The 26,278-nt window shown below is 62.0% G+C and carries 20 protein-coding genes, 2 pseudogenes and 1 other annotated feature; of the genes and pseudogenes, 7 read left to right on the top strand and 15 right to left on the bottom strand.

All coding sequences use genetic code 11. From position 1 onward, the window contains the following. Positions 1-243: 243 nt before the first annotated feature. The 4 genes from dld to A3840_RS09880 all read right to left on the bottom strand — a co-directional run bounded on the left by dld (position 244) and on the right by A3840_RS09880 (position 4,136). Positions 244-1,944, bottom strand: a complete 1,701-nt coding sequence (gene dld / locus A3840_RS09895) for a D-lactate dehydrogenase (RefSeq protein ID WP_245676588.1) — start codon at positions 1,942-1,944, stop codon at positions 244-246. A gap of 158 nt (positions 1,945-2,102) precedes the next feature. Then, positions 2,103-3,140 (bottom strand): Ldh family oxidoreductase, encoded by a 1,038-nt coding sequence (locus A3840_RS09890; RefSeq protein WP_067455625.1) that lies wholly within the window; start codon positions 3,138-3,140, stop codon positions 2,103-2,105. Positions 3,141-3,215: 75 nt separating this feature from the next. Further along, the gene (locus A3840_RS09885) at positions 3,216-3,422 is read right to left on the bottom strand and encodes a tautomerase family protein (protein WP_067455623.1); all 207 of its coding nucleotides are present in this window, start codon (positions 3,420-3,422) and stop codon (positions 3,216-3,218) included. A gap of 6 nt (positions 3,423-3,428) precedes the next feature. After that, on the bottom strand, positions 3,429-4,136 hold the full coding sequence (locus A3840_RS09880; RefSeq protein ID WP_067455620.1) for a GntR family transcriptional regulator: 708 nt from the start codon (positions 4,134-4,136) through the stop codon (positions 3,429-3,431). 176 nt (positions 4,137-4,312) lie between these two features. Between A3840_RS09880 and A3840_RS09875 the strand changes: the two genes are divergently transcribed. From A3840_RS09875 to A3840_RS09855, 5 genes are all read left to right on the top strand, one after another. Next, positions 4,313-5,326, top strand: a complete 1,014-nt coding sequence (locus A3840_RS09875) for an ABC transporter substrate-binding protein (protein ID WP_067455618.1) — start codon at positions 4,313-4,315, stop codon at positions 5,324-5,326. A gap of 15 nt (positions 5,327-5,341) precedes the next feature. Then, on the top strand, positions 5,342-6,814 hold the full coding sequence (locus A3840_RS09870) for a sugar ABC transporter ATP-binding protein (RefSeq protein ID WP_067455616.1): 1,473 nt from the start codon (positions 5,342-5,344) through the stop codon (positions 6,812-6,814). Further along, the gene (locus tag A3840_RS09865; RefSeq protein ID WP_067455615.1) at positions 6,811-7,809 is read left to right on the top strand and encodes an ABC transporter permease; all 999 of its coding nucleotides are present in this window, start codon (positions 6,811-6,813) and stop codon (positions 7,807-7,809) included. The genes A3840_RS09870 and A3840_RS09865 overlap by 4 nt, the downstream gene beginning before the upstream one ends. Next, a complete protein-coding gene (locus A3840_RS09860; protein WP_067455614.1) occupies positions 7,806-8,771 on the top strand; it encodes an ABC transporter permease in 966 nt (321 codons plus the stop codon). The genes A3840_RS09865 and A3840_RS09860 overlap by 4 nt, the downstream gene beginning before the upstream one ends. Before the next feature lie 82 nt (positions 8,772-8,853). Next, the gene (locus tag A3840_RS09855) at positions 8,854-9,714 is read left to right on the top strand and encodes an SMP-30/gluconolactonase/LRE family protein (RefSeq protein ID WP_067455638.1); all 861 of its coding nucleotides are present in this window, start codon (positions 8,854-8,856) and stop codon (positions 9,712-9,714) included. A gap of 128 nt (positions 9,715-9,842) precedes the next feature. Here the strand turns inward: A3840_RS09855 and A3840_RS19295 are convergent. The 11 genes and pseudogenes from A3840_RS19295 to A3840_RS09795 form a co-directional block, all read right to left on the bottom strand. Beyond that, positions 9,843-10,055 (bottom strand): annotated as a pseudogene (locus A3840_RS19295) (integrase core domain-containing protein); the annotation flags it as partial. Between the two features lie 19 nt (positions 10,056-10,074). Next, the gene (locus A3840_RS09845) at positions 10,075-11,121 is read right to left on the bottom strand and encodes an IS110 family RNA-guided transposase (RefSeq protein WP_067455613.1); all 1,047 of its coding nucleotides are present in this window, start codon (positions 11,119-11,121) and stop codon (positions 10,075-10,077) included. A 193-nt stretch (positions 11,122-11,314) separates the two neighbouring features. Continuing rightward, positions 11,315-12,327 (bottom strand): annotated as a pseudogene (locus tag A3840_RS09840) (IS3 family transposase); the annotation flags it as partial. After that, positions 11,930-12,046: a sequence feature (AL1L pseudoknot), on the bottom strand. (Overlaps the previous pseudogene by 117 nt.) Positions 12,328-12,577: 250 nt before the next feature. Further along, positions 12,578-14,110, bottom strand: a complete 1,533-nt coding sequence (locus A3840_RS09830) for a carboxylesterase/lipase family protein (RefSeq protein WP_067455610.1) — start codon at positions 14,108-14,110, stop codon at positions 12,578-12,580. Between the two features lie 207 nt (positions 14,111-14,317). Next, positions 14,318-15,988, bottom strand: coding sequence for an alpha/beta hydrolase domain-containing protein (locus A3840_RS09825; protein WP_131798295.1), 1,671 nt, complete (start codon positions 15,986-15,988; stop codon positions 14,318-14,320). Between the two features lie 86 nt (positions 15,989-16,074). Continuing rightward, a complete protein-coding gene (locus A3840_RS09820; RefSeq protein WP_082903794.1) occupies positions 16,075-17,400 on the bottom strand; it encodes an SGNH/GDSL hydrolase family protein in 1,326 nt (441 codons plus the stop codon). A 115-nt stretch (positions 17,401-17,515) separates the two neighbouring features. Continuing rightward, positions 17,516-18,496, bottom strand: coding sequence for an ABC transporter permease (locus A3840_RS09815; protein ID WP_067455599.1), 981 nt, complete (start codon positions 18,494-18,496; stop codon positions 17,516-17,518). Continuing rightward, positions 18,489-20,060, bottom strand: a complete 1,572-nt coding sequence (locus A3840_RS09810) for a sugar ABC transporter ATP-binding protein (protein WP_342669895.1) — start codon at positions 20,058-20,060, stop codon at positions 18,489-18,491. Before A3840_RS09810 ends, A3840_RS09815 begins: the two co-directional genes overlap by 8 nt. Further along, a complete protein-coding gene (locus A3840_RS09805; protein WP_067455596.1) occupies positions 20,042-21,205 on the bottom strand; it encodes a levoglucosan dehydrogenase in 1,164 nt (387 codons plus the stop codon). The genes A3840_RS09810 and A3840_RS09805 overlap by 19 nt, the downstream gene beginning before the upstream one ends. Before the next feature lie 79 nt (positions 21,206-21,284). Continuing rightward, the gene (locus A3840_RS09800; RefSeq protein WP_067455592.1) at positions 21,285-22,403 is read right to left on the bottom strand and encodes a substrate-binding domain-containing protein; all 1,119 of its coding nucleotides are present in this window, start codon (positions 22,401-22,403) and stop codon (positions 21,285-21,287) included. A gap of 36 nt (positions 22,404-22,439) precedes the next feature. Continuing rightward, a complete protein-coding gene (locus tag A3840_RS09795; protein WP_067455590.1) occupies positions 22,440-23,255 on the bottom strand; it encodes a sugar phosphate isomerase/epimerase family protein in 816 nt (271 codons plus the stop codon). Between the two features lie 220 nt (positions 23,256-23,475). Here A3840_RS09795 and A3840_RS09790 point away from each other — a divergent pair, with 220 nt between their 5' ends. Continuing rightward, positions 23,476-24,807, top strand: a complete 1,332-nt coding sequence (locus A3840_RS09790; RefSeq protein WP_205633359.1) for an ROK family protein — start codon at positions 23,476-23,478, stop codon at positions 24,805-24,807. Beyond that, entirely contained in the window at positions 24,804-25,865 is a 1,062-nt protein-coding gene (locus tag A3840_RS09785) for a substrate-binding domain-containing protein (protein WP_245676587.1), read from the top strand. The genes A3840_RS09790 and A3840_RS09785 overlap by 4 nt, the downstream gene beginning before the upstream one ends. Positions 25,866-26,278 lie beyond the last annotated feature (413 nt).

Genomic DNA, 26,278 nt, shown 5'->3' with positions numbered 1-26,278 from the left:
AAGTTGTCTGGGACCAACAGCTGACAGACCGCAAGCGGCTCGATTTAAGTCATCGACCTGAGGACCAGGAAGGGCAGGGTAGGGGCCGGTAGCGGACGGTCAGGTTGTGGCAGGGCCCTCATCAAAGCCGCCATCCGGCGTCATGAGGTCATGGGATCAGGTTCCTAAGCGCCGCCGAGCGTAGTTTGCAAAGACCAGGTCGTTGAAAGACCGGGCTTGGCACGGCGGCGGTGCGGACGACATTCACTGCCAGTATTTCCTTTTGCTGGTGAGCCCGATGCCTGGATTCATGCTGTTGGTGGGATCGAGCGCCCGATAGTGGGCGACGAGCGCTTCGCCGGCGCTATAGAGGTGACCCACATTGTGCTCGGACGGAACTTCGGCGCCTCGCGCCTTGAAGTGCTTGATAAGCGCTGTTTCCACGTCGTGCCAATTTGCGCCCTTTTTCAGGGCGTAGTCGTAGTGGAACGTGTGACAAAGAAAGTGGCCGCAAGGGAACCGCCGGACGATATCCTTCATGAGTTCTGCTGGAACATTGTCGCGCCAGTCTTCTATATTACGTGGAAAGGCGACATCAAGGGCCACAAGGTCTTCCACTGTGCCCGAATGAACCGCGCGAAAACGCACAGACGCGCCACCCATTGCGTAACGGTGCCGAAATGCCGCTGCGGCTTCATCGGGTGTACATTCCAGGAATGCTGCCTCGCCCGCTGCCGCCAGGTGTTGAAGGTAGGCTCGCATTTCGGCTTCACCAGCCCGATCCACCCTCACATAGACCTGATGTTCGAATTGTTTGGCAAAGGCTGCGAAACGCGGCGGCAGATGGTTCGGCAACAGTCTCGATAAGAACTGCAGAACCCGGTCGGAGACGGCACGACCCTTTCCGAATTTATCGGTCAGACCATCAAACCAGCTTTTGGCGGCGTAGGCCGTCCTGATCCGATTTGCGCCGAAATATTTGAGGAAGAGGTAGAGGTCCTTGCCATACTCGACGGCCAGCTCGTGCCCCTCCCGATGGAGATATTCGCAGGCCAGGGGCAGGCTCTGAAAGCTCTGCATGATGTGTCGGCGGAAACGTGTAAGGACAGCGTGGTCCTGCGTTCCGACGCAGAAAACGGTTTCGCCGCTGGTCTTTTCGAAAGTGTCCACGCGCACAGCAAAGGCACAGACCTTGCCCGCCGAGCCGGAGACGCCGGACAGCAGCCGGGGATCGTTGTTGAAGCGCGCTGGCGTATCCTTATCCACCTGGCGGACGATTGTCGCATAGTGAGGGTCTGAGCCGAGCTTGCCCGTGTCCCAGACAACATCGCTTTCGCTGTAGTCGCCGCGGTCAAGGCGCCCGAGAATTGCCTCGGGGTCATTGCCGAGATTGATCCCCAGTTCGTTGACGAGTTGGGGGCGGCCCTGCTCGTCCACGCGAGCATAGAGGGACAATTGGGTAAAGGCCGGGCCTCGCCGCACCAACGCGCCCCCCGAATTATTGGAAATGCCGCCAATGACCGTCGCACCCACGGTTGTGGACCCAATGACCGAATGCGGTTCCCGACCAAGGGGGGCCAGAGCCTTTTCGAGCGAATGAAGCTTCGATCCCGGACGGCAGAGCGCCTGCTTGCCTTCGCCAAGCAGGTCAATGCGATCAATCCGCAAGCCGTTTATCAGCACGATGGGGCGGTCATAGCCCGCGCCATACGGGGTTGATCCGCCGTTGAGGCCTGTATTGGCCGCCTGCATGATGATGATGTGGTCATGCTCGACGCAAAGTTTGAAAACGCGCCACAGTTCCACCAGGCTTCCGGGACGCACAACGGCGGCCACATCGCCGCCGCCAAACCGGTAGCCTCTGGTGTAGCGCTGTTGTTCACCAGAGCCGACCAGTACGTGGGACTGCCCAACGATCGCTTCTAAGCGGGGGATCAGGGAGGAGGCTACAGGGTCAGTCATCATGAACTCTTTTAAGCAATCGGCCTTACGCAATCGCCGCAGACGGGGGCCGTGAAATCTGCGCTGTGGCGGAAGGGTACGCGGCTCTACCATGGTGCCGGCAACGAGCCATGTCCTTTCCACTGTCCTGGACTGGCAAGCGTAGGGAGCCATTTCAGGGCTCAGGCGCTCAGCTCCAGAAAGCGGGCAGTATCGGGATCGACCGGGATGCCCTCGGCACCGCGGCGGGTTGCCTCGCGCCATTCGCGATCGCCCGGGGCCATCAGCTCTTCGCCCTCGCGGGCCGGCGCATTGCGCAGGCTGTCAACGTATCGGATCATGCCGCTCTCGAATATGGCGCGGCCGGCAAAGTGATCCGGGCTGATGGCAAAGACGAAGTGACCCATGTTGCGCGGCGTTTGAATATCGTCGGCACCAACCATCGGAATAAAGTCCGGGTCGAGCGTTGTCCCCATGAGGACTGAAGACAGGAGCGTTGCCACGCCGGCCAGTGCCGCACCCTTGTAGCCGTATTCGGCACCGCCCAGCGGCAGGACCATCTCTGCTTCATGCGGATTGGTGGTTGGCACACCGGATTTGTCAGCGGCGACGCCGTGGGGAAGATCCTTGTCGAGCGACCGATAAAGGAGCACGCGGTTCATGGGTATTGAAGACGTGGCCATATCCAGCAACCATGGTCTCTGACCGGAAAGCGGTGCGGCAAAGGCAAGTGGATTGGTGCCGTGGAAGGCGGCGGCGCCTCCAAACAGTGGCACCATGGAATCGGTATTTGTCGTGGCAAAGCTGACGAAGCCTGCCTCTGCCCCCGCCAGGGCATAGGCGCCTGCGGCACCGAGATGAGATGAACGGCGCACGCCGACACCGGCCATGCCGGTCTCGTGGGCCAGTTCGCAAGCCAGGCTCATGGCGCGATAGGCTGCAAAATGCCCCATACCATCATCGCCGTCGACAGTGGCGGACGACGGACCCTTCTGCTCAATCGTTAGCTGCGGGTTCTTGTTGAGCCTGCCGCCCTCCAGCATCGTGCAGTAGTGCTGGGTGAGGCGCACGCCGTGGCTGTCCACACCGACACGCGAGGCATGCATCATGGCGCGGGTCGCGGCCTGAAGTGAGTCTTCGCTGGTGCCCACCTTGCGAAACGCTGCAACGACGTGTTGCTCCAGGATGTCTTCAGAAACGGCGATGGTCTCGTTGGCCATGGGTATTCAATTCTATTTCAATGAATGCTGGGTGCCGGACGAAGGTGAAACCGGCAGGGGAGAAGGTGGTAGAATTCACGAGCGGCGGCGCTCTGCTACGCTGGTCTTGCCAACGTACCAGTCCGCGGCAGGCACCTCGTCAAACACCACCCAGACGTCATTCTCCGACAGGCCTGTTGCCTTCTGAATGGCGGCCGTCACATCTGCTGCAATGCTGGCCTTTTTGCCGGCCGGGTCATCTGCGATAGCTTCTTTGACGATACGGATATTTATGAATGGCATGGCCAGTTACTCCTGTTGCGTTCGGGCTTGGGAACCCTGCTCGGGTTGCGTCTTGAGCCACCCCAGAATGAGGTCGCGCGCGCGCTCTATGTGCCGCTGCATCTGAACCTCAGCCGCTTCGGCATCACCGGCCTTGATGGCCTTGAGGATTTCTGTGTGATCACGGATCACCGCCTCGGCGTCGACAACGCCACGATCCCGATAGAAAGGCCCGACCCGCAGGTTCGCCTGAAGCTGGAACAGGCCGGCGGCGATGAATTTGTTGCCGCAGTCACGAGCAATGGTCTGATGGAAAAGGGCATCCGCCTCCACGAAGCCGATGAAGACTTCACTCTTCATGCCGCGTCCGGCCGCAGAAATACGATCGACCGCCTCTTCCAATGTGGCGATCGTCTCGTCGGTGCGGTTGTGCGCGGCCAGCGCAGCGGCTTTGGGCTCAAGCAGCAGACGCATGTAATAGAGGTCGGCATAGTCCTTGAAGATGAGCGGCGGGGCGGCTTTGTAGCGCCCTGTGCGGAGCTTCTCCACAAGCCCATCGCCTTCCAGTTTTGAAAGTGCCTCTCGAATCGGGGTCTGCGACACACCGAGCTGTGCGGCGAGAGTGTCGATGCTGACGACCTGCCCGGCAGGAATCACCTGATCGAGAATCAAAATCCTGATCTCCGCATAAGCTTGTTCGGCCAGTCCGGTCTTCTCAAGATAAGTCTTTGCCACGGCCTCACCCTCCGTCCGTGCGGTACTTGATAGAAAATATCCTATAGGCTATATAAATCAAGCGCACCATTACAAGAAGGGGCGGCCGCTTATCGCTCCAAGCAGAGCGCAACGGACGGTCATCTCAATGGCGATGCGCATTTCTATGGCCGCGTTTTGCTTCACGGGAGGATCTTATGAAGCGGACTATCTTTTTGCTGGCACTGGCTGCCGCAACCACCAGCCTGACGACCATTGCTCATGCACAAACCGCCGACAAGCGCATCGCACTGTCGAACAACTACGCTGGTAACTCCTGGCGCCAAGCGATGCTGCAGAGCTGGGACAAGGTAACCCAGCAGGCTGTGGCCGACGGCACAGTTGCCGCTGTGGATACCTTCACTACCGCCGACCAGGAAGTGCCAACCCAGGCTGCCCAGATCCAGAACCTGATCCTTCAGGGATACGACGCCATCGTCATCAACGCTGCATCTCCTGACGCGCTCAATGGCGCGGTGAAGGCTGCATGCGATGCAGGCATTGTCGTCGTGTCGTTCGACGGTGTTGTGTCTGAGCCTTGCGCATGGCGCGTGGCAGTCGACTACTTTGCTCTCGGCCAGGAGCAGGTTGAATATCTGGCAGGCCGCCTGCCGGAAGGTGGCAACCTGCTCGAAATCCGCGGCCTGGCCGGGACGTCGATTGACAATCTCCTGCATGAAGGTATCGCGGCTGGCGTGGCAGACAACCCGCAGTTTACCATCGTTGGTGAAGCGACCGGCAACTGGGATCAGGCCACTGCACAGCGTGCTGTGTCCACTGTTTTGCCCTCGCTGCCAGAAATCGCAGCCATCGTGACCCAGGGTGGTGACGGCTACGGCGCTGCTCAGGCGTTCCGCGCTGCGGGTCGTGACATTCCGATCATCATTATGGGCAACCGTCAGGACGAACTGGCCTGGTGGAAGGAACAGCAGGACGCAAACGGCTACGAAACCTGGTCGGGTACGATCGCACCGGGCATTTCGACTCTCGCCTTCTGGATTGCTCAGCAGATCCTTGATGGCAAGGATGTGCCCAAGGACGTGACCGTGCCTTACCTGTCCGTAACGAATGAAACTCTGGAAGAGGCCCTGGCTGCCACTCCGGTTGGCGGCGTCGCCAACAAGGAATACACCCAGGCAGAGGCCATCCAGGCAATCGAAGACAACCTATAAGCCGATAGGTGATTCATGACCGCGCTGATGAGGCCTGCACTCGAACTCTCGGGTGTTTCCCGTTCCTTCGGCGCGGTCCGCGCCCTGTCCGGCGTTACCCTCACCATTGAGGCGGGGAAATGCCTTGGACTTGTCGGCCATAATGGTGCCGGCAAATCCACGCTGATGAACATCCTAGCCGGGGCTTTGCGCCCCGACCAGGGCACACTTCTTTTTGACGGCCAGACCATGGACAACGTCACGGTCGCTTCGGCTCAAAAGCTTGGCGTTCGCTGCGTGTTTCAAGAGCTCTCGCTCTGCCCGAACCTGACCGTTGCTGAAAATGCCCGCGTCCTGCATCCCTCCATCAAGGGATTGGGATGGCGCAAGCGTGCCGGCAAGCTGATCGGCGACATGCTGGACCGGATTTTCCCCGGCCATGACATCAAGCCTGACGCGCTGGCTGCAGACCTCTCCATCGGCCGTCGCCAGATGGTGGAAATTGCGCGTGCTTTCACCGTCACCGACGGTGGCCAGCTGCGTCTCGTCATTCTCGACGAACCCACTTCTTCACTCGACGCCACCACGGCACGTCAGCTGCTTGCCTTCGTGCGCGAGGAAATCAGGACCGGCGTGTCCTGCATCCTCATTTCTCACATGCTGGGCGAAGTGCTCGACTATTCCGACCAGATTGCCGTGATGAAGAACGGCCAGCTGGTAGCAACTGGTCCAGTCAGCGATTTCGACCGCCAGTCCCTGGTTGACCTCATGAGCGGTGGCGAGCATCCCGACCGGGGCGTCCATGCCCGTGCAGCACACAAGTTCGAAAATGCTCCGATTGCCGTTCGTGCCGAACGGGCTGGCAGAGGGCTTCCCTTCATTGCCCGACACGGCGAGGTTATTGGCCTGGCCGGGCTGGCGGGGCATGGGCAAACCGAATTCCTGGTCAGCGTTTACGACGCCGCCAAGAAGTCCCGCTCCGAAATTCATGTCGACGGCGAAGTCTGCTTTGTGGCCGGAGACCGCCAGTCAGACGGCGTTTTTCCGCTGTGGTCGATTGCCGACAATATCGCTGTCAACTCTCTCAGGGTTCTTCGCAATCGCGGACTGCTGGCGCGCTCGCTCGAACATGCTCTTGCCCAGAAGTGGGGCAGTGTCATGAATATAAAGGCCCCTTCACTCGAAGACGAAATTCTCTCACTGTCGGGCGGCAACCAGCAGAAGGCCCTGTTTGCACGCGCCTTGGCCACCACGTCCTCAGTCGTGCTGATGGACGACCCCATGCGGGGCGTTGACATCGGTACCAAGCTGGATGTGTACGACATCATCGCGAAGGAGGCCGCCGAAGGCCGGAGCTTCGTCTGGTACACGACCGAGTTCGAGGAGCTCGAATATTGCGACCGCATCTATGTGTTCCAGAACGGCCGTATCGTCAGCGAATTGGCCGGAGACGAAATCACCGAGGTCGGTGTGATCGGTTCCTCTTTCAAGGATAGTAATGCAGCATGAGTGCTGAAGTAACCAAAACGGCCAACGAAAGCCGGCCCTCCAATCTATCGCGTCAACGCCTCCTGCGCAGCTTGCTGCCGGCCGTTTCGCTGGTTCTGGTCCTGCTGCTGATCTGGGGCTTCAACCCGCGCGCAATCAGCTATTTCGGGTTGAACCTTATGCTCAACCTGGCGATTCCAATTGCCCTGGCCACCATCGCCCAGATGTGTGTGATGGCGACCAACGAACTGGACCTCTCAATCGGTGCCTTCGTGGGCTATGTGGCCTGCGTCACCGGCACTTTTATGGCGACCGAGCCAGCCCTTGCCTTCCTCATGCTGGCAGGAGGCATAGTGGTCTACATGCTCGCAGCCGTGGTCATCCACCTCCGCGGCGTACCCTCCATAGTGGTCACCCTGGGCCTCAGTTTCTTCTGGGGTGGTCTGGCATTGCTCATCCGTCCGACCCCAGGCGGTGTGGCGCCGGAATTCCTCACGGCTTTCCTCAGCTGGCAGCCGCCCTTTGTACCTCTGCCGGTTGTGCTGGCCATCGTTCTCGCACTCTCGGTCCATGTCCTCCTGATGCGCTCCTCTTATGGGGCCATCCTGCGTGGTTCGGGGGGTAATGAACGTGCTATCAGGCGCGCCGGCTGGTCAATCCTTAAAGCCAAGGTCGCCATGTTCGCTCTGGCTGGCTTCTTCGGCATTCTCTCGGGCATGCTGCTCGTTGGCGTGTCCTCCAGCGCTGACGCGACCATGGCTTCCGGCTATACGCTGCTCTCGATCGCCGGCGCCGTTATTGGCGGCGCCGAATTCGTGGGCGGGCGAATCTCTCCAATTGGCGCAGTCATCGGCGCGCTGGTGCTCCAGCTTGCCTCGTCGGCGCTCAACTTCTTCCAGGTGCCGTTCCTTCCCGGCGGCCGAATCCCGCAGGAATGGCAGGTAGGCGCCCAGGGTGTATTCCTCATCCTCATACTGGCCGCCCGCGTCCTTATCAGCAGGTCCAGCTCAAAATGACCGATATCGCGCTCAATCAAAGCCGTTGGCATTTCAGCAACTGGCCTGTCTGGCTGTGGTCCTTCCTCGGTGCTCTCATCGTCTGGGTGGCGTCGTTCAGCCTGGCAGGGCAGGGCGCGAGCGGGATGCTGGTTGCAGCACTGTCCTTCGCAGTGTTCACTGTTCTGGTCGGCCTTGGCCAGATGTTCGTCATCACCCTCGGCCCCGGCAATGTCGATCTCTCGATTCCGGCGACGATCGGACTGGCGAGCGCGGTCGCGATGAAGGTGATGGACGGCCAGAATTCGCTCATCCTCTTTGGCCTGCTCGCTGCACTTGTCTGCGGTCTGGCCATTGGCGGCTTTAACTACATGTTGATCCGCCTGCTGCGCATCCCACCGATCGTGGCGACGCTTTCAGCGAGTTTCATCATCCAGTCTGTGGGCATCAGTTATGGCCGCGGTCTGCAGATCAAGCCGCCCGCCGCCCTGACGGACTTCACCTTCTCGCGCATCATAGGCGTACCCGTCCTGACAATCGCGGCTGTCATTCTCTCCGTGATTGCGTGGCTGGTGCTCAACAAGACCATCTATGGCCGTACTGTTTCTGCCGTGGGGCAGAACCCGCGTGCTGCGCACTTCGCGGGTCTCTCGGTCGAACGCACCCGTCTGCTGACCTACCTCATGAGCGGTGTTCTCGCCGCGCTTTGTGGTGCCCTTCTGGCGGCGTTCTCTGGTGGTTCGTCCCTCTCGATGGGCAAGGAATATCTCCTCACTTCCATCGCTGTCGTGGTGCTGGGCGGAACGTCAGTGGCCGGTGGCCGGGCCAATGTACCGGGCCTCTGGGGCGGTGCGCTATTCCTGTTCATGGTTTCGACGCTGCTGAACACGGCCGGTTTTGGCTCGGGTCTGCGCGACGTCCTTACCGGCCTGATCATCGTCATCGCTATTGCTTTGGCCGGTTCCAGAAGCGCCTCGCGCTAACGAATAGTTACAAACGTGGAGGAATCTCGTGGCTGCAAGTGATTTCGAAGTCCTGGACGAGCGGTTCGCGCGTCTGCCCTGCATGACGGCTACCGTGCGCAAGCTGTATGGCGAATGCGACTGGGCCGAGGGCCCTGCCTACTTTCCCGGTGGCCGCTATCTGGTCTGGTCGGACGCTCCGAACAACCGCATGCTGCGCTATGACGAAACCGATGGCTCGGTCAGCGTGTTCCGCAGCCCGTCCAACAATGCTAACGGCAACACCGTCGATCGTCAGGGGCGGCTCGTTACCTGCGAACACGGCAGCCGGCGTGTCACCCGCACCGAGCATGACGGCACGATCACGGTTCTGGCGGACAACTACCAGGGCAAGCGCCTGAACAGCCCGAACGACGTCGTGGTCAAGTCAGACGGCTCGATCTGGTTTACCGATCCGACCTATGGCATCGATAACGACTATGAAGGCAACCGCTCGGAAAGCGAAATCGGTGCCTCCTACGTTTATCGTATCGATCCACAGTCCGGTGAGATCAAGGTCGTCTGCGACGACTTCATCAAGCCCAATGGGCTTGCCTTCTCGCCGGATGAGAGCCTGCTCTATGTCGTGGATACCGGTCGGACCCACGGTGCGGAACACCCGGCACACATGCGCGTCTTCGACGTGAGCTCCGGGGGGGGGCTGTCCAATGGCCGCGTCTTTGCAGACTGCACCAATGGCCTGTTCGACGGGTTCCGCCTGGATACCGAGGGCCGCATCTGGACCTCTGCCGGAGATGGCGTGCATTGCTACGATCCTGACGGCACCCTGATCGGGAAGATCCTGATCCCTGAAGTGGTCGCCAATGTCTGCTTTGGCGGGCCGAAGCGCGAACGTCTCTTCATTTGCGCCACCACGAGTCTCTACTCCGTGCGCCTTTTCATCAACGGGGCAAAGACGTTCTAGGGCGGCAGTGTGAATTGGCTCTCAAGTGATACCTTGCTCTCCTGAGAAGCCAATGTGGCGGCAAGGGCGGGCAGCCGTTTTCGGCGCTCTGAACCGCACCGTAAATTCCGGAGGCTGTTTGGTTTAAGTTATGCGGCCATGGCCAGTTGTTCCAGTGCGGCGTAGAAGTTTGCCTCAGCTTCCGCTGGTGGGATGTTGCCGATGGGTTCGAGGAGGCGTCGGTGATTGAACCAATCGACCCATTCGAGAGTGGCGAACTCAACGGATTCGATGTTTCGCCAGGGTCCGCGCCGGTGGATCACCTCGGCCTTGTAAAGTCCGTTGATGCTCTCGGCCAAGGCGGTGATGCTCCTATATTTGTCAAGGCTTGTGCGGCGAGGAAAGGTGAGGTGCGCAGAGATACCTGTAAATCTCTCGAATAATGTATCGTTTGATGCAGCGTACGATCTCCCGTCTGGTCTTGCCTTCTGCAGTTCGCCGCGCCGCGTATGTTTTGGTTCGGTCGTCATCGCGCATACGAACGATCGCGACGCGATAGATGGCGGCATTTGCCTGTCGATTGCCACCTCGATTGAGCCGCATTCGGTTGGTTTTGCCGCTGGATGCCGGAATTGGGCAGACACCGCACATTTTTGCCAGGGCAGCTTCTGATCTGATGCGTTCAGGATTATCACCGACCATGATAAGCATCTCGGCGACAGTCATCGTAGAGATGCCGAACGATTTCATGAGTTCGGGGGCCCTCTCGGTGACCATGCGGTCGAGTTCCTGTTCATGCTCCACGATTTCCTCATGAAGCATTAGCCAACGGCGGGCGATGGCCCGCATGGCGGCCTTTGCCGATGCGCTTGGCGACATGATATTGCCCGGACGAAGCGCGGCTATGTGGCGGATCAGGGTGATCGGCCCCTTGATCTGGTCGAGCGTATCGCGCAGATCGGACGGTGCGTTTATGATCAATGTTCTCAAGGTGATCATTGCCTGCGACTTAGCCTTAACTGCGCTATCACGGGCAATTTTGAGATGCCGGATCATTTCTGATGATCCGGTCTGCGCTTTTGCCAAGGCGCTCGCTTGCCCGCTTAATACCGATCGTGCCGCGCTTTCGGCGTCGAGGCTGTCGGATTTTCCATGAAGGTAGCGAAGTTGCCTGTTGGGCCGCATCACGTCGAGAACGGTATGGCCATTAGCCAACAACTCTCGGGACAAACCAGCGCCATATAACCCCGTACCCTCGATGCCGAAGGCCTTGATATGGCCGAGACTGGACGCCCAGGCCTGCAGGTTCGAATATCCTTTCCGCGTCGCTGGGATCGTGATGGTGTCCAAACGCGCGCCGTACGCATTGATGGCAACAGCGATATGGTTCGCCTTGTGGGTGTCGACGCCGACGATGATGTGATCCATAGCTGTCGTTCCTCTAAAATGGCCCGGGTGCCGATCGAAGAGGACAGGACTGTGAGGGTACGCTGACCGTCAGGCTCCTATAAAGTCACGTCTTGCCGGCGCCGGGGCAACCTGATGGTCGACACGTCAACGCAATGACACTCGATCAATCGTAGCATGGGTCAGGCCATCAAGCTGCAATAGCACATTCACAGTCGTAACTGTCCCCGACGCTGCCCACTGAAGGTTCGATCCCCGCCTCGGCCAGGCGCTCAGTATAGCGAATGCTGACGTATTGCGACCCGCGATCCGAATGATGAACCAGGCCGCCGCGATGAACGGGCCGACGGTCGTGGATGGCCTGCTCAAGAGCGTCCAACACGAAGCTGGCATGGGCGGTACGGCTGACCCGCCATCCCACGATATAGCGGGAATAGACATCGATCACAAAGGCCACATAGGCAAACCCAGCCCACGTCGCCACATAGGTAAAATCGGAGACCCAGAGCCTGTTGGGCGCCGGGGCGTGGAACTGGCGATTGACATGATCGAGCGGGCAAGGCGCTGCCTTGTCGCTGATCGTGGTGCGCACTGGCTTCCCTCGAATGACACCCCGCAGGCCGAGCTCCCGCATCAGTCTTTGCACCGTGCATCGCGCAACATCGAACCCTTCCCGCTGCATCTGTCGCCAAACCTTGCGGACGCCATAGACCGAAAAGTTCTCGGCAAAGACCCGCATGACCTCGGGCTTGAGGGCTTCGTCGCGCTGGGCACGCGCCGACAGCCGCGCGGGATCCCGGCGTTGGGCGACATGCTCATGATAGGTGGATTGGGCGACTGGCAGGACCCTGCAGATCGGCTCGACCCTGTAATGCCCACGATGTTCATCGATAAAGGCGATCATCGCTTCAGTGGGCGGTCGAGCTCCGCCTTAGCGAAATATGCGGAGGCTTTGCGAAGGATCTCGTTGGCCTGACGCAGCTCCCGGTTCTCTCGCTCCAGAGACTTGAGCTTCTCGGCCACATCCGTCGTCACGCCGGCACGCTTGCCACTGTCGACCTCGGCCTTCTTCACCCAGTCGTTCAGGGTGTGCGCCGAACAGCCGATCTTCTGGGAAACCGAAACAACGGCAGCCCAGCGCGACGCATACTCACCGCCGTGCTCCAGCACCATCCGCACCGCCCGGGTTCGTACCTCGGGGGAAAACTTGTTCGTTGTCTTGCTCATCAGGCTCTATCCTACTTGGGAGTTAGAGCCTCCGACAGTCCCGGCGCGGTTCATACCGCACCTTGTTGGGCCGTGCCCGCCCATGGCCGGCATTCGACTTCCGTCACGAAAGCCTCGGCAGCTTCGGGAGCGGCAAGACATTGACCGACAAAGGCCCGCGCCTGGGCCGGCGTTTGGTCATCATCGCGCCGACACTACACCACAACGTGGAACGGGTAAGCCCCCGCCGAAGCGGGGGCCGAGGAACGGATCAATTGCCGGACCAGAAGTCGCAATTGTGGTCGGCGGCAAAGCTGGTGATCGGCGTGCTCTCCCCGCCGGCCCGCAACGCGAGGACCTGCTGGTTGTCCGTCCATTGCGGCCAGACCGGCCCGCCGTCGAAGTTGGGATCACCCTTGGCCGCGAAGGAAGCCCAGTAATGCATCATCTGGGTCGCGAGCTTTTCCTGCGTTACATCGAGATCGGCGGCGCCGAGATCGTAGTCGAAGAGATATTGCAGGTCGGCGCTATGGCCGTTGGACATATCGGCGCCCGGCGGGCCGTCGAAGCCGTAAAGGCCCGGCGAGGTGCGGTCATCGAACTCGTACTGATAGGTGGGCACCCATTCGGCCAGCTTGGCCACGGTGGCACCGGTGCCGCAGACGAAGGCCTCATCGCCCATCGCCTGGGTGATCGCCTCGTAAGGGCTGTTGAAGTTCGCCAGCGGATAGAGCTCGAGCACCGCGTCTGCCCGGTCGGAATAGACCTTGCGGACCATGTCCGGATAGGTTTCGGCGGTGACGCCGTAGAGCTCGGGCATCAGCAGCATGGCGATCAGCTTGAATTCGGAGCGGGTGGCGCCGACCAGCATCGGCACCTGGTTCCACTCACCGGAGGCGATCGCCGCCTCGGGCGCGACCGGGATCAGGCCACCGCCGACCTTGATGCCGCCGGTATAATCGGCCTGGTGGGCAATGAGCGTGCCGGCCCAGACTCCGCGCAGGCATGCCACCTGATCGGCGCCGGCGGGACAGCCGACGGCCTCGGCAAAAGCCACCCCGCTGGGCTCGGCGGTCTTCAGGTCGGTCGAAACCCAGCCGCAGGGCAGGCTATGCAGGATGGCGCGGTGAAACAGCCCCGCCGCCGAGGGGGCCGCGAGCAGGGCGCAGACCGAGCCGGCACCCGCGGATTGCCCGAAGATGGTGACATTGTCCGGATCGCCGCCAAAGGCCGCGACGTTGCGCTTGACCCATTCGAGAGCGGCGATCTGGTCCATGGTGCCGTAATTGCCCGAACCCATGGGAGTCTCTGCGCTCAGCTCGGGATGGGCGAGATAGCCCAGGGCGCCGAGCCGATAGTTGATGCTGATTTCGATGACGCCGGTCTCGGCGACGAGGGAGGCGCCTCCGTAATTGGCCGAGGTGCCCTGGGTCCAAGCGCCGCCGTGGAAGTAGACCATGACCGGTCGGGCGTCCGATGCCGTGGCGCCGAGCGGCCGGTAGAGGCTGAGATACAGGCAGTCCTCGCTGGCTGCCTGACCCTCGAGCGCGCCCTTGGGCTCGAACTGGAGACAGGCGGGCGGCAAGTCGTCGGCGGCGACGGTGCCGGTCCAGGCGATGGCCGGCCGCGGCGGGCTGAAGCGCAGGTCCTTAATCGGCGGGGCGGCATAGGGGATGCCGAGGAACTGCTCGGCCCTGTCGGTGGCGACGCCTTCGAGGCTGCCGCTGTCGACGGTCACGAGCGGCCCGCTGTCCTGGGCGGTGGCGTGACCCAGGCCCAATGTGGCGAGGGCAAAGGCGGCCAACAGGGCCGCTGTGGTCCTGAAGCCAGGACGGGATGTCGGCCTTTTTAGATCGGTTTGCATCATGTGCTCCTGATGAGGGTGGGGCGCGCGGTCGCCGGCCGGCATGAACACGGCCGGCGGCAAGCGCTGCCGCGGCGGAGTCGGCAGGTGGCGGCTCCGGAATGGAGAAGCCGCCGCGCCCGAGGATGGGGCGCGGCGGGGGCGTGATCAGGGAACCGGCCGCAGCTCGGCTTCGGTGATGATCCTTTCGGCGTCCTCGGGCAGCAGCCAGCGGTCGGCGAGCAGCTTTTCGACCTCGGCCTTCACCTGGGCGACGTAATTCTGGTGCGCGCCGACAATGCCGTAGAGCTCGTGCAGCTTGGCAGTGCCGAAATCGATCTGGTGTCCGAAAGACCAGGCATAAGGCAACCCTTCGACGGGAGTGGCGCTCTCGAAGTAGGTCGCGGTGGGCACGTCGAGATAGGGGCTTCGCACACCTCCCAGCACATTGCCATGTTCGTCCTTCTCGAACGTGAGCGGATAGACCGTACCAAACAGCGATGTGCTCTCGCCTTCGGTCGTGGCGATGGGCTCGGCCTTTGGTGGGGCGACGCCGTCGATCACCCATTTCTCGAGGTTGGCGTACATGGCCGGCTCGAAGTACTGGCGCGGGAAATGGTTGGCAGTGGTTTCGGCACCGCCATATTCATAGGCCACCTGAGTTGGCAGATCGCCGGCCCGCTTGATCGCTTCCGGATCGGGCTGGTAATTGGTGATGAAAGCCGGACCGTGCGGCGCGCCGGCGATTTCATAGATGCGATACCCGGCCTTCGGATCGTCGCTGTCCTCGCGCCGCCAATCGTAGGAGCCGAGCAGGAAGATATCTCCCTGGGCATCGGCACGAATGAACGGCACATGCTCGGCGGGCAACTGGCCGCGCGGATCTTCGACCGGCATGGCCGTGACGCATTGACTGATCGGAACGGTGCGGCCTGCACCGGACGCCGAGAGGAAGCCCTCATAGACCGGCGAGCCGTCGGCCAGTACGGCAGCATTGGCGAAGTTGTTGGCGTAGGTATTGAGGAAGAACCCGGTCTGGGATTCCCCTGTACCGAAGACATGCTGGACATCATAGCCGGCCAGCGGCGCCTCTTCGGAAGTGTCGCGCACCAGGGCCCCGACCTGGCTGATCATGTCCCACACCAGGCCATTTTCGTAGAGGCGTGACAGGTTCTCGTCATAGCCCTCCTCTCCTGGCAGGAGACCACACGCCTGCTCGGAGGACGGCAAGGGGTTGGGCATGGACAGCCGGCCATAGCGCTCGGGGTCAATGCGTTGGAGCGAGGCAATAACGTTGGGCTTAGCGGTCATCGACACCCAGATGTCGCCGTCCCGCATGACCTTGTCCTGGACAATGGGCCACTGCACCTCGACGTCCCATCCGCGTGAGGGATTGTTGAGCTCGACCCAGACCGTACCGCTGAAATCACCAGCATCGGCGGGACGCCGGACCACAATGCGCGTGGTATAGGGCGCGTCGGCGGTCGCTATCTGCGGCTCGGCTGCCGTGCCGTCGGCACCCCAGTCGTAGACATTGGCCGTGCCGGAAACCAAATATTCCTCGATTTCATAGCCGTGGGCTTCGAGGTCTGTGCCGCCGGTCGTGAAGATGGCTGACGCCTCGGTCACGGGGACGGGGCCTTCGACACTGGGAATGGCTGTTTCGGCCAGCGCAGAGCCCGCGAGCAGCAGGGCGATGCTGCTGGTGGAAATCACGGCACAGTGCCGCAAGCGCCGTTGCAATCGGAACGGGTTGTCTTGCATAGGTATCTCCTCGGTTTTTGGTGTGTGATGCGCGCTCTTCTCGGTCGCGCATTCACGGCTGAGGCGATCGGACACCGGCATGCCTGCCAGGGAATCCGGATCCGATCGCCCGGTCGTCAAGCGGATGTGCATCCGCTTGCATGGACACGGCCAGCGCAGCGCTAGTCGCGGTCGAGCAGGTCGAGTTCGATTGCTTCGGCCATGGCTCTGTATCCGGCGTCGTTGGGGTGCAGGTTGTCACCCTTGTCAAAGGCCGGAAGGACCTTGCCCGGGTTGGCAGGATCCTGCACGACTTGGTCGAAATCGATGACGGCATCGAACCCACCGCCGGTGCGGATCCAGTCATTCACCGCGAGGCGCACGGTTTCTTTGTCGGGATTGTAGAAGCCCTCCAGCGGGCCACCGGCGAAGGCGTTGTCGAAGGGCGTGAGAGTGGCGCCGATGATACGGATGCCGTGGTCATGGGCGCGGGCGATAATCTGCTTGTAGCCGGCGATGATATCCTCGGCCTCGGGGGCGACCGCCTTGGGATCGAGAACTGAATCGGGCCAGCCGATATCGTTGATCCCCATCATGAAGATCACCGTTTCCACTTTGGGATGGCTCAGCACGGCCTCCTCGAAGCGGGCAAGGGCATTGGCGCCCATGCGATCGGCCAGGACGCGCTGACCGGAGATGCCTTCGTTGAGAACGGCTGTCGGGACGCCGCCCGCTTCCTGGAGGCGTTCCGCCAGGATGTCGGGCCAGCGGGAATTGGCGTCCGCAGTGGACCCGTCACCGTCGGTGATGGAATCGCCGAAGGTAACGATGGCACGCGCGTTTTCCGGAGCATCGACGGCAATGGCACTCAGGAAAAGCCGTGACAATGTCGTATTGTCCGTCTCGATCTCAACGTCGGCTGTCTTGTTGCCGGCGACGATGTAAGCGGTCTGGCGGCCGTCGCTGTGGACGGTCGATGTTGGCGTGACCTCGGGAAAATAGAGGCTGACGGCAACCGAGCCGAGAGCGGGCACGTCGAGGTCGACAGCATCGCTGACGACTGCGGCGCCGGCGGGGATAGTGATGGAATCCTGGCCGCTGAAGGTCAGCTTGCGGTCGCTGCCGTCCTGGATGTCCGCGCCTTCATCATGGAGGGCGACGCGTGCCTCGCCGACAACCATCGGCTGGTCGCCATATTCGTTGGAGAGAGTGATGCGGACCTGCGTGCCACCGAGGGAAACACGTGCGACCTGTCGCACCGTCTGATCCCAAAGGTTGCGTGGATAGCCCAGCGGGGCCAGAAAGTCGGGACCCCATACCGGCTGAGGCGCAGCAGCCCAGGTATCGATCCACCCTTGGGCGAAGGCAGTGCTTCCGCCGGAACTGATGCCCACAGCCAGAGCCAGGGCGAGTGCAAATTTCCGCCCCGCCGTCCTCCAGCCACTCCCGGCGCCTGTTGCGGCGCGTTCGCCCCTCCCTTGGGGCAATACGGACGTGTCGTCACGCATAGATATCTCCTCGGTTTTTGGTGTGTGATGCGTGCTCTTTTCGGCACGCTCTCACGGTTGTGGCGATCGAATACCGGCATACCTGCCAGGGAATCTGGGTCCGATCGCTTGGTCGTCAGGCGGGGCGCGTGCCCGCTTGGCTCAGAGCCACGGCGAGGATGATGATCCCGCCGCGCGCGATGAGTTGCTGGGAATATTCGAGGCCCATGAGGATGAGACCGTTGTTGATGACGCCGATCATCAGGGCCCCGATGATCGAGCCGACCACGGTGCCCTTGCCGCCGAAGAGGCTCGTCCCACCCAGCACCACGGCCGCGATTACGGAGAGTTCGTCACCTTCGCCGAGCTGGAAGCGGCCGGTCTGCAACCGGCCGGCATAGAGCATGCCGGCGATGGAGGCGGTGACGGCGGAAATGACGATGACCCAGAGCTTGATGCGGCTGGTATTGATGCCGCTATAGCGCGCCGCCACCACATTGCCGCCCACGGCCAGGACCTGGCGGCCGAACTTGGTGCGTCGCAGCACCACATGGCCGATGACACCGATGACCAGCATCCAAAGCAGCAGCGTTGGGATCGGCCCGATATTGCCGCCGCCGAAAATAGCCGGATAGGTGCGGTCGAGCACGGGAATGGCGGCGGTGCCGGAAATCCACATGGCCGTGCCCTTGGCGATGCCCATCATCGCAAGGGTCGTGAGGAAAGTCGGGATCATCAGACGCGTCGAGAGGAACCCGTTGATCAGCCCGACGGTGATGCCGGTCATGATGCCGGCGGCAATGCCTGCTGGCAGGCCGCCCCAGGCAACGGCCATTGCCGTCGTGACCGAGGCCAGTCCCGCCACCGCGCCGACCGAGAGGTCGATTTCCCCGGACGAGAGTACCAGCGTCATTGCCACGGCCATCACGGCGATCATCGCCGTCTGCCGGGCGATGTTGAGGATGTTGTTGGGTGCCAGAAACCCCTTGTCGTAAAGGGTGATGGCAAAGAACGCGAAGACGACCACGAAGCCGATATAGATGATGTTCTGCCGCCACGTGCGCTTGAAATAGGCCAAAGGTGCTTCACGAGCCGCCACTGCCACGGTGTCAGACATTGTTTCCTCCCCGCTGCACGATCAGTTGCAGCTTCTGTTCAGCGCGCAATTCGGTTGCGTCGCCGGTGGTGTTCAGCAATTCCGCCTTGTCGATGGTTTCGACCAGGCGCCCGCCCGACATCACCGCGATGCGGTCACTGACCGCCGCAAGTTCGGCCAGTTCGGACGAGATGAAGATGATGGACTTTCCCTCGGCCGCCAGGGCGCGCACGAGGCGCAGCACCTCGCCCTTGGAGCCGATATCGATGCCGGCCGTGGGTTCATCCATGATGAGGATGTCGGGATCGGTCGCCAGCCATTTGCCGATGACGATCTTCTGCTGATTGCCGCCCGAGAGCGAATTCGCCGGGGCCTCGCGCGATGCCGTCTTGATAGCAAGGCGCCGGATCAGCTCGTCCGTCGTACTGCGCGATTTCATCCGGTCGACGAAAGGGGTCGAGCCGAGGCGCTTGAGGATGGGCAGCTCGATATTGTCCTGGATGGAATGGGCCAGCACCAGCCCTTGCCGCCGCCGGTCTTCGGGCACCAGCGCCAGGCCGAGCTCGGTCGCCTCTCGCGCCGAGGCGATGGAGACGGCCTTGCCGCGCAGCGTGATCGTGCCGCCGGCAATGGGTTCGAGCCCGAACAGCATGCGGGCCAACCGGCTGCGGCCGGCGCCAAGCAGGCCCGCAATCCCCAGCACTTCACCGTGTCGAAGCGAGAAACTGACATCGCCGCCGCGGCGCAATTTGCTCGAGAGATGCTCGACCTTGAGGATGATGCCATCCTGCGCGGTGGAAGCGGTCGTGAATTCGGAGAGGTCGCGGGTTTCCTTGCCCATGATGTCGGCAATCAGCGTCGCCAGCGTATAGTCGGCAATGGGGCGGCTATCGATCAGCCGTCCGTCGCGCAGCACGGTCGCATGGTCGGCAATGCGGAAGATTTCATCCATGCGATGGCTGACATAGATGATGGCCTTGCCCTCGCTCCGGAGGCGCCGCAGCAGGTCGAAAAGGATATCTACCTCGCTCGCGGTGAGCGCCGAGGTCGGTTCGTCGAGCACCAGCACCTCGGCATTCTGCGACAGGGCCTTGGCGATTTCCGTCAACTGTTGCTGGCCGGTGGAGAGGTTCGCCACCATGGCAGTGGGATCGACGCTCACCCCCATCGAGGCAAAGATGGCGGCACTGCGCTGCTCCATCGCCCGGTCGTCGATCAGTCCCGCCGATGTCAGCGGTTCGCTTGCGAGAAACACGTTCTGCGCCACGCTCAGCGTCGGCACCAGGCTCATTTCCTGGAAGATCATGCCGATGCCCTTATGCCGGGCCAGTTGCGGGGAAAGGCGTTCGAACGCCTCCCCTCCAATGATGATGCTGCCGCTATCGGGCGCCTGGACGCCGCGCAGGATCTTGAGAATGGTGGACTTGCCGGCCCCGTTCTCCCCCAGCAGCGCATGGATCTCGCCATTGCAGACGCTGAGGCTGACCTCACGCAGCGCGTGGACGCCGCCGAAACGCTTGGAGATGGCATCCATCTCCACTGCGATCGGCTTGATCGCCATCTCGGTCACGGAATGTCCACCCACTGGCCGCTCTCGCCCGAGGCGAGGATGGCGTCGGCGATGAGGGCAATGCGATACCCGTCCTCGAAGTTGGGCGAGGGCTGCTTGCCGGTGACGATGGCGGTGCAGAGATCGTAGCATTCCACGATCTTGGTCTCGCCATAGCCGATGCCGAGCGCCGGAATGGGCCAGAGTCCAGATCCGTAGGGATGGGCGGGACCCGTATAGACCGTGCGGAAGCCGCGCGCATCGCCAACATCGTCGGCGAACATGACCTGCAGCTCGTCGCGCCGCTCGTAGTTGAAGGCCAGAGAACCCTTGGTGCCGTGGATCTCGAAGGTGAGGAAATTGTTGCGGCCATAGGCGTTGCGGGTGGCTTCGATCGAGCCGATGGCGCCGTTCGAGAACCGGAGCATGGTCAGCATTTCGTCGTCGACATCGACCGGACCGCGTTCGGCATTCTTGTCGCCGCCGCCCACGCCCAGCTTGTCAACGCCGCCGGACTGCTTGGGCCGGGTGGGGATATGGGTCTTGACCAGGGCGTTGACCGCGGCGATTTCGCCAACCAGATAGCGGGCAAAATCGACAACATGGGTGCCGATATCCCCCACCGTGCCCGAACCGGCGACCGACTTCTGGAAGCGCCAGGACAGCGGGCTGTCCGGATCGGCGGACCAATCCTGCAGGTAGGTGCCGCGGAAGTTCAGGATGTCGCCGATGCGGCCTTCCTCGATCAGCTTCTTGGCCAGCGCCACGGCCGGAGTACGACGGTAGTTGAAGGCCACCATGTGGATGGAGCCAGACCCCTGCACCGCATCGAGCATGGTCTTGGATTCCGCGCCGGTCCGCGCCAGCGGCTTCTCGCAGATGATGTGCTTGCCCGCCTTGGCTGCCGCAATGGCAATCTCGGCATGGGAATTGTTGGGCGTGCAGATGTCGATGATGTCGATGTCGGACCGCGCGATCACGGCGCGCCAGTCGGTGGAGGCTTCTTCGAAACCAAAGCGGTCACGTGCCGTCTCGGCCATCTCTGCATTGACGTCCACGACCACCTTGCGCACCGGGATGGCCGGCGCCGGCCAGAAGAACATCGGCATGGCGGCATAGGCCATGGCGTGGGCCTTGCCCATGAAACCGCCGCCGATCATGGCGACATTGAGCTTTCGCATTTGCTGTCTCGCTTCTGAAAATGTTGTGCGGGGACGGCTCGGGAGGATCCGTCCCCGCAATAGGTGCAGGGAGGCGCACCTAGTTCATGGAGTCACGGATGGTGGCTGGTGCTTCGGTGGAATAGACCGTCTGCCAGGCATCGAGCAGGTTGTCCTTTTCGACCGGCAGCGCCGGCAGGGCCACATAGGGCGGCGCGTCCTTGCCGAGCAGGCCGAAGCCGGCCAGCTTGGCTTCGGTCACGCCCTGGTCGAACGGCCGCTGCGCGCCCAGACCCTTGATGAAGCCGCCGCGCGCCATCTCGATGGCGACATTTTCGCCCAGGTCGATCGTGGTGATGACAAGATCATCGCGGCCATTGGCGCGGGCTGCGGCAATCACGCCTTCGGCCGGCACGTCCCAGACCGCCCAGATGCCGTCGATATCGGCATTGCCGACCATCATTGCCGAGGCGGCGCGGTCTGCGTCACCGGTAAAATCCGGTCCGCCAATGCCCTGCTCGGCGACGATCTCGATATTGGGATAGTTCTGCTCGATCGTGGCCTTGAAGGCGTCATAACGCTGACGGGTCACAAAGAAATCGGCGGCGTGGAAGACGATACCGATCTGTCCCTCGCCATTGAGCGCCTTGGCCATCAGATGGGCGGAGGCGACGCCGTTGCCGTAATTGTCGGCGGAAACGACGCTGACATAATCGGTGCCGGCGACGAACCCGGCCGGGACATTGTCCATGAACACGAGCTTGACCCCGGCTTCGGCGGCCTGGCGATAGGCGGCGGCAGTAGCGGTTGGGTCGGTGGGGATCGAGACGATGATGTCGGGGTTCTGCGCCATGATGGTTTCGATGTCCGAAACCTGCTTGGCTGAATTGAAGCCGGCATCGGTGGTGGCAATCACCTCGATGCCCATGGCCTCGAACTGGGTCTGGAGACCGTTGATCTGGGCCTGGCTCCAGTCGTCGCCACCATAGTGCATGACGATGGCGGCGGTGGCGCCCATGGCCTTGATCTCGGCCAGTTCCTCATCGGTGAGGGTGATTTCCGAGGCAGACACCGGGCTTTCGCCGCCCGGGCCGGTGCTCAGCGTCTGGTTGGCGAGTGCCGCCAGTGCCTCATCCGGGCTCTGCGCGAAAGCCGTCCCGGCAATGGTGCCGGCCAGCAATGCTGCTCCGAGCAGCGTGGTCGTCTTCAAATGTCCCATGGTTTCCTCCCTGTGGTGACTTTGGTGGTGGCCTGATCAGGCGAAATGCCGTTTCAGGAATGCGTGGCTGCGCGCTGCTCCCTCATAGGGATCGGGCCAGCTGTCGAGTTCGGCCATGACCCAGCCGGAATAGCCAATGTCCTTGAGCGCCGCGATGACGGTTGTGTTGTCGAGATCACCCATATCGAGGGGGGTGAAGCCGAAGGGTTCGCGCTGCAGCCCCTTGAGGTGGACAAGCGAGATGCGTCCGGCAAATTCAACCACTTGCGCTGCAGGGTCGCCGCCGGCCGCAGCCAGGTGGGCGGTATCGGGACAGAAATCGAGGCCGGTGAGACCGAAGATCCTGCTGACCTCGGCCGGGCCTTCGACAATGGTCGACAGGTGGGGATGATAATGGGCGCGCAACCCGGCGCGCCGGGCAATTTCCCCGACCTGATCGAGTGCTTCGCCAAGCCGCTTATAGTCGTCGTCCTGGATACCGTTGGCGCGCTTGGCGCCGCCGCCGACCACATAGTGGCTGGCGCCTGCTTCGGCCGCTGCCGCCGCGACCCGTTCGATCCGCGCCAGTTCCTCGGGCAGGATATCGGGAAAAATGAAATTGCCGCCCGAGTAAACGGAGACGAGTTCGAGGCCTGCATCGGCCAGCTTGCGCCGCAGGTCCGCCGGCGTCTCGTCGAGCAGATTGCCGTCGAAAATCTCGACGCCTTCATAACCGGCCCGCGCAATGTCGGCATAGGCGCGATCCATGTCGGCAAAGGTCCGGTAGGTGAGCTGGGTGATCGAGGTCACCCCCACGGCATTGCCGCCGAGCGGCCCCCAGCAATTGGCGTGATAGGCCAGTTTTACGGCCATGCAGTCCTCCTCAAAAGCAGTTCCGGCTGTTGCCGGAGATTGGGCTGGCTATGCGGTCGCCCGTTTGTTGACCCAAGGTTACGCAGCCCGAAAACACGAAGTCAACATTAAATCAGCATAAGCATCGTATCTTTTGTCGTAAAATAAGCAAAAGAGTCAGCTTGAAGCAAAAAACCGACCGGGCTAGGTTGGGCGGAAAGTCGGATGAAGGGGTGGAATCGTGGCGGAGGAGAAAACAACGCTGCGGTCAGTCGGCCGCCCTCGCAGCGTCGACGCGGCCCAGGCAAGCCTCGCTTTGCTGCTCAATCTGGTGCGAACCGGCACGGCCACGACACGGCAGGAACTCGAAAGACGCTCCGAACTTGGCAGAGCGGTAGTCGCCGACCGGCTGGCAACGATGATCGAACTGGGCCTGCTCAAGGAAGGCGAGCTGGGGCAGGCCACCGGCGGCCGCGCGCCCCGGCAGATGCAGTTCCGCCAGGATGCCGGCTCGCTACTGATTTCCGCGATCGACCAGAGTTCCATCGCGCTCGGCATTGCCGATCTCAACGGCCAGCTCCTGGTTGAGCATCACGAAGCGGCCCAGCTCGATGCCGGACCCGAGGCCATTCTCGACCGGCTGGCGACCATTTTCGACTGGCTGCTCCGGGAAACGGAGAAACCGGCCCCATGGGGCATCGGCCTCGCCTTGCCAGGTCCTATCGAAAAGCCGGCGGCAGATTTCGAGACCGTGCCGGTCCTGCAGACCGTGCAGTCATGGCAGGGGTTTCCCTTCCTAGAGCGTCTCTCGATGCGGTTCGGCGTGCCGATCTTTGCGCGCAGCGGCGTTCAGACCATGACCATGGGCGAGGCCAAGGCCGGCGGTGGCCGCGGGCTGAGCGACCTCATCTATGTCAAGCTCGGACGCTCGATCAGCGCGGGCCTGATTTCCGAAGGCCGGTTGCACCGCGGTGCCCAGGGCGCTGCGGGCATGATTGGTCACAGCAGGGTTGGCGACGAGCTACTCGAGGCGGTGGCCGGTGCAGAAGCCATCGCCCGTGAAGGCAAGGCCGCAGCCGAGGATGGGCGCAGTCCCTATCTGGCGCAGACGCTGGAGCGGCAGGGCGAACTTTCCGTCGTCGATATCGGGCATGCGGCGCAACTAGGCGACCTGTTCTGCGTCGAGCTGTTGGGCAGGTGCGGTCGCCTGGTGGGTGAAGCGCTTGCGCCGCTCACCAACCTGGTCAATCCGGCACTGATCGTTATTGGGGGCGTCGTCGCCGAATCGGGGGGCGATAGCCTCCTCGCCGGCATTCGCGAGGCGGTGTATCGTCAATCCCATCCCATGGTGTCGCGCGACCTCCAGATCATGCGCTCGCAGATGGGCGCGTCCTCTGGCCTGGTCGGCGCTGCGCAGGTTGTGGTGGAGGAGCTGTTCTCTCCCACCCTTTTGCAGGGCTGGGTCGGACAGGGGTCACCGCTGCACCATCCCGAATTCCAGAAAAGCCTGGAGCGCGTCACCGCCGCGCTGACAACCAAGGCAGCGCAATCTGCAGGACGCGTTGCGCCATGAACAGCAAGACGCCAGGGGATACCGCCATGTCGATTGCAGGCCTCGGCCCCCATGGGGAGCGCGCCGTTCCCGCTGCTCAGATCCAGTTGACCCAAGCCGATGCCGCCCAGGCGCGAGCCCGACGGTTCTCGATAGCAGTGGTGCTGCACACCACAACCAGCGACTGGTCCAAGCAGGAACTGGCCGGCATCGCCGCAACGCTGGGCCTCTACTCCGCCGCCTTGGTGGAAGTGGTCGACTGTAATTTCGACGTCGAGCTGCAGGTCGCCGCACTGGCGCGCCTGGCGCGTGAGCCGGTGGATGCGGTGATCTCGATCCCCATCGGCAATGCGCGCGTGGCAGAGGCCCATCGAACGCTGACACAGAGCGGGCGCAAGCTGGTGCTGATCGATAATGCTCCCACCGGCATGCTTCCGGGCACCGACTATGCCAGCGTCGTGTCCACCGACAATTTCGGCCTGGGGCAGAGCTGTGCGGCGATGCTGTCGACGCACATTCCACAAGGCGGCGCTGCCGGCATCCTTGGCTATGGCATAGACTTCTTTGCCACCCACGAACGCGAGATCGCCTTCCGCAAATGGATGGGCAATCATCGGCCTGACGTCACCATCGTGCGAGAGCGATTTGCCGACCTGGAAGGTGCCGGCCCGGCGGCCCTGGCGATGGTGGAGAAGACACCCGCGCTCTCCGGCATCTTTGCCGTGTGGGACGTTCCCGCCATGAAGGCAGTCCGGGCGTTGACCCAAAGCGGAATGGACATGCCGCTGACCACGGTAGACCTGGGTAACGAGGTGGCCCTCGACATGGCCCGCCGCGGCATGATCAAGGGCGTCGGCGCCCAATTGCCCTATGACCAAGGCAGCGCCGCAGCGCGGGTGACGCTGGCCGCACTGCTCGGACTGCCTGTACCCCCGTGGGTGGCGCTGGCCGGCCGGGAGGTTACGCCATCAGATGTCATCGAAGCCTATCAGGTGATTTGGCACCTGCCGGCACCAAAGGCCATCATCGACAGTGTACGGACGGCGATGTCCGCACAGGTTCAGGACGCTGGCAACTGAGTTTGCGCAGTGTACGGATCCCGAGTGCTGCTGCGGCCAAAATCGCCAGGCATAGCTGACGAGCCGAGATTAGATCGTTTGTGAGTTTTGAGGAGAGCGGCGCGGCTGCATCAGAAAGTATTGGTGCGATCCCAGCTGACACCATTCCGATGGCCGTACATCACCAAAGCCAGTGACAGCTTTCAGGAAAGTACAAGCGCATTTCCGGCGACCGGTTTGGGGCGCATCTTAGCTTGCGGGATAGGGCCGTTTCCGACCCCATTGCGGTCGCCCCTGTCGAAAGCGCTTGGTCTTGGAAGCAGTCGTAGAGGGCTGGCCACTAGAATGGGGTCGAATTCACGGGAGGGCGCGCCACATCGATGAAAGATGGCGCGCTAGGAACCATAGCAACTGCTTCTTGCGGAGCGTTCCCA

Origin of the sequence: Devosia elaeis (assembly GCF_001650025.1) — a bacterium.
In the GTDB taxonomy this organism is placed as follows: domain Bacteria; phylum Pseudomonadota; class Alphaproteobacteria; order Rhizobiales; family Devosiaceae; genus Devosia; species Devosia elaeis.
The sequence above is the reverse complement of the archived record's forward strand: the minus strand, read 5'-3'. Positions and strand labels throughout refer to the sequence as shown.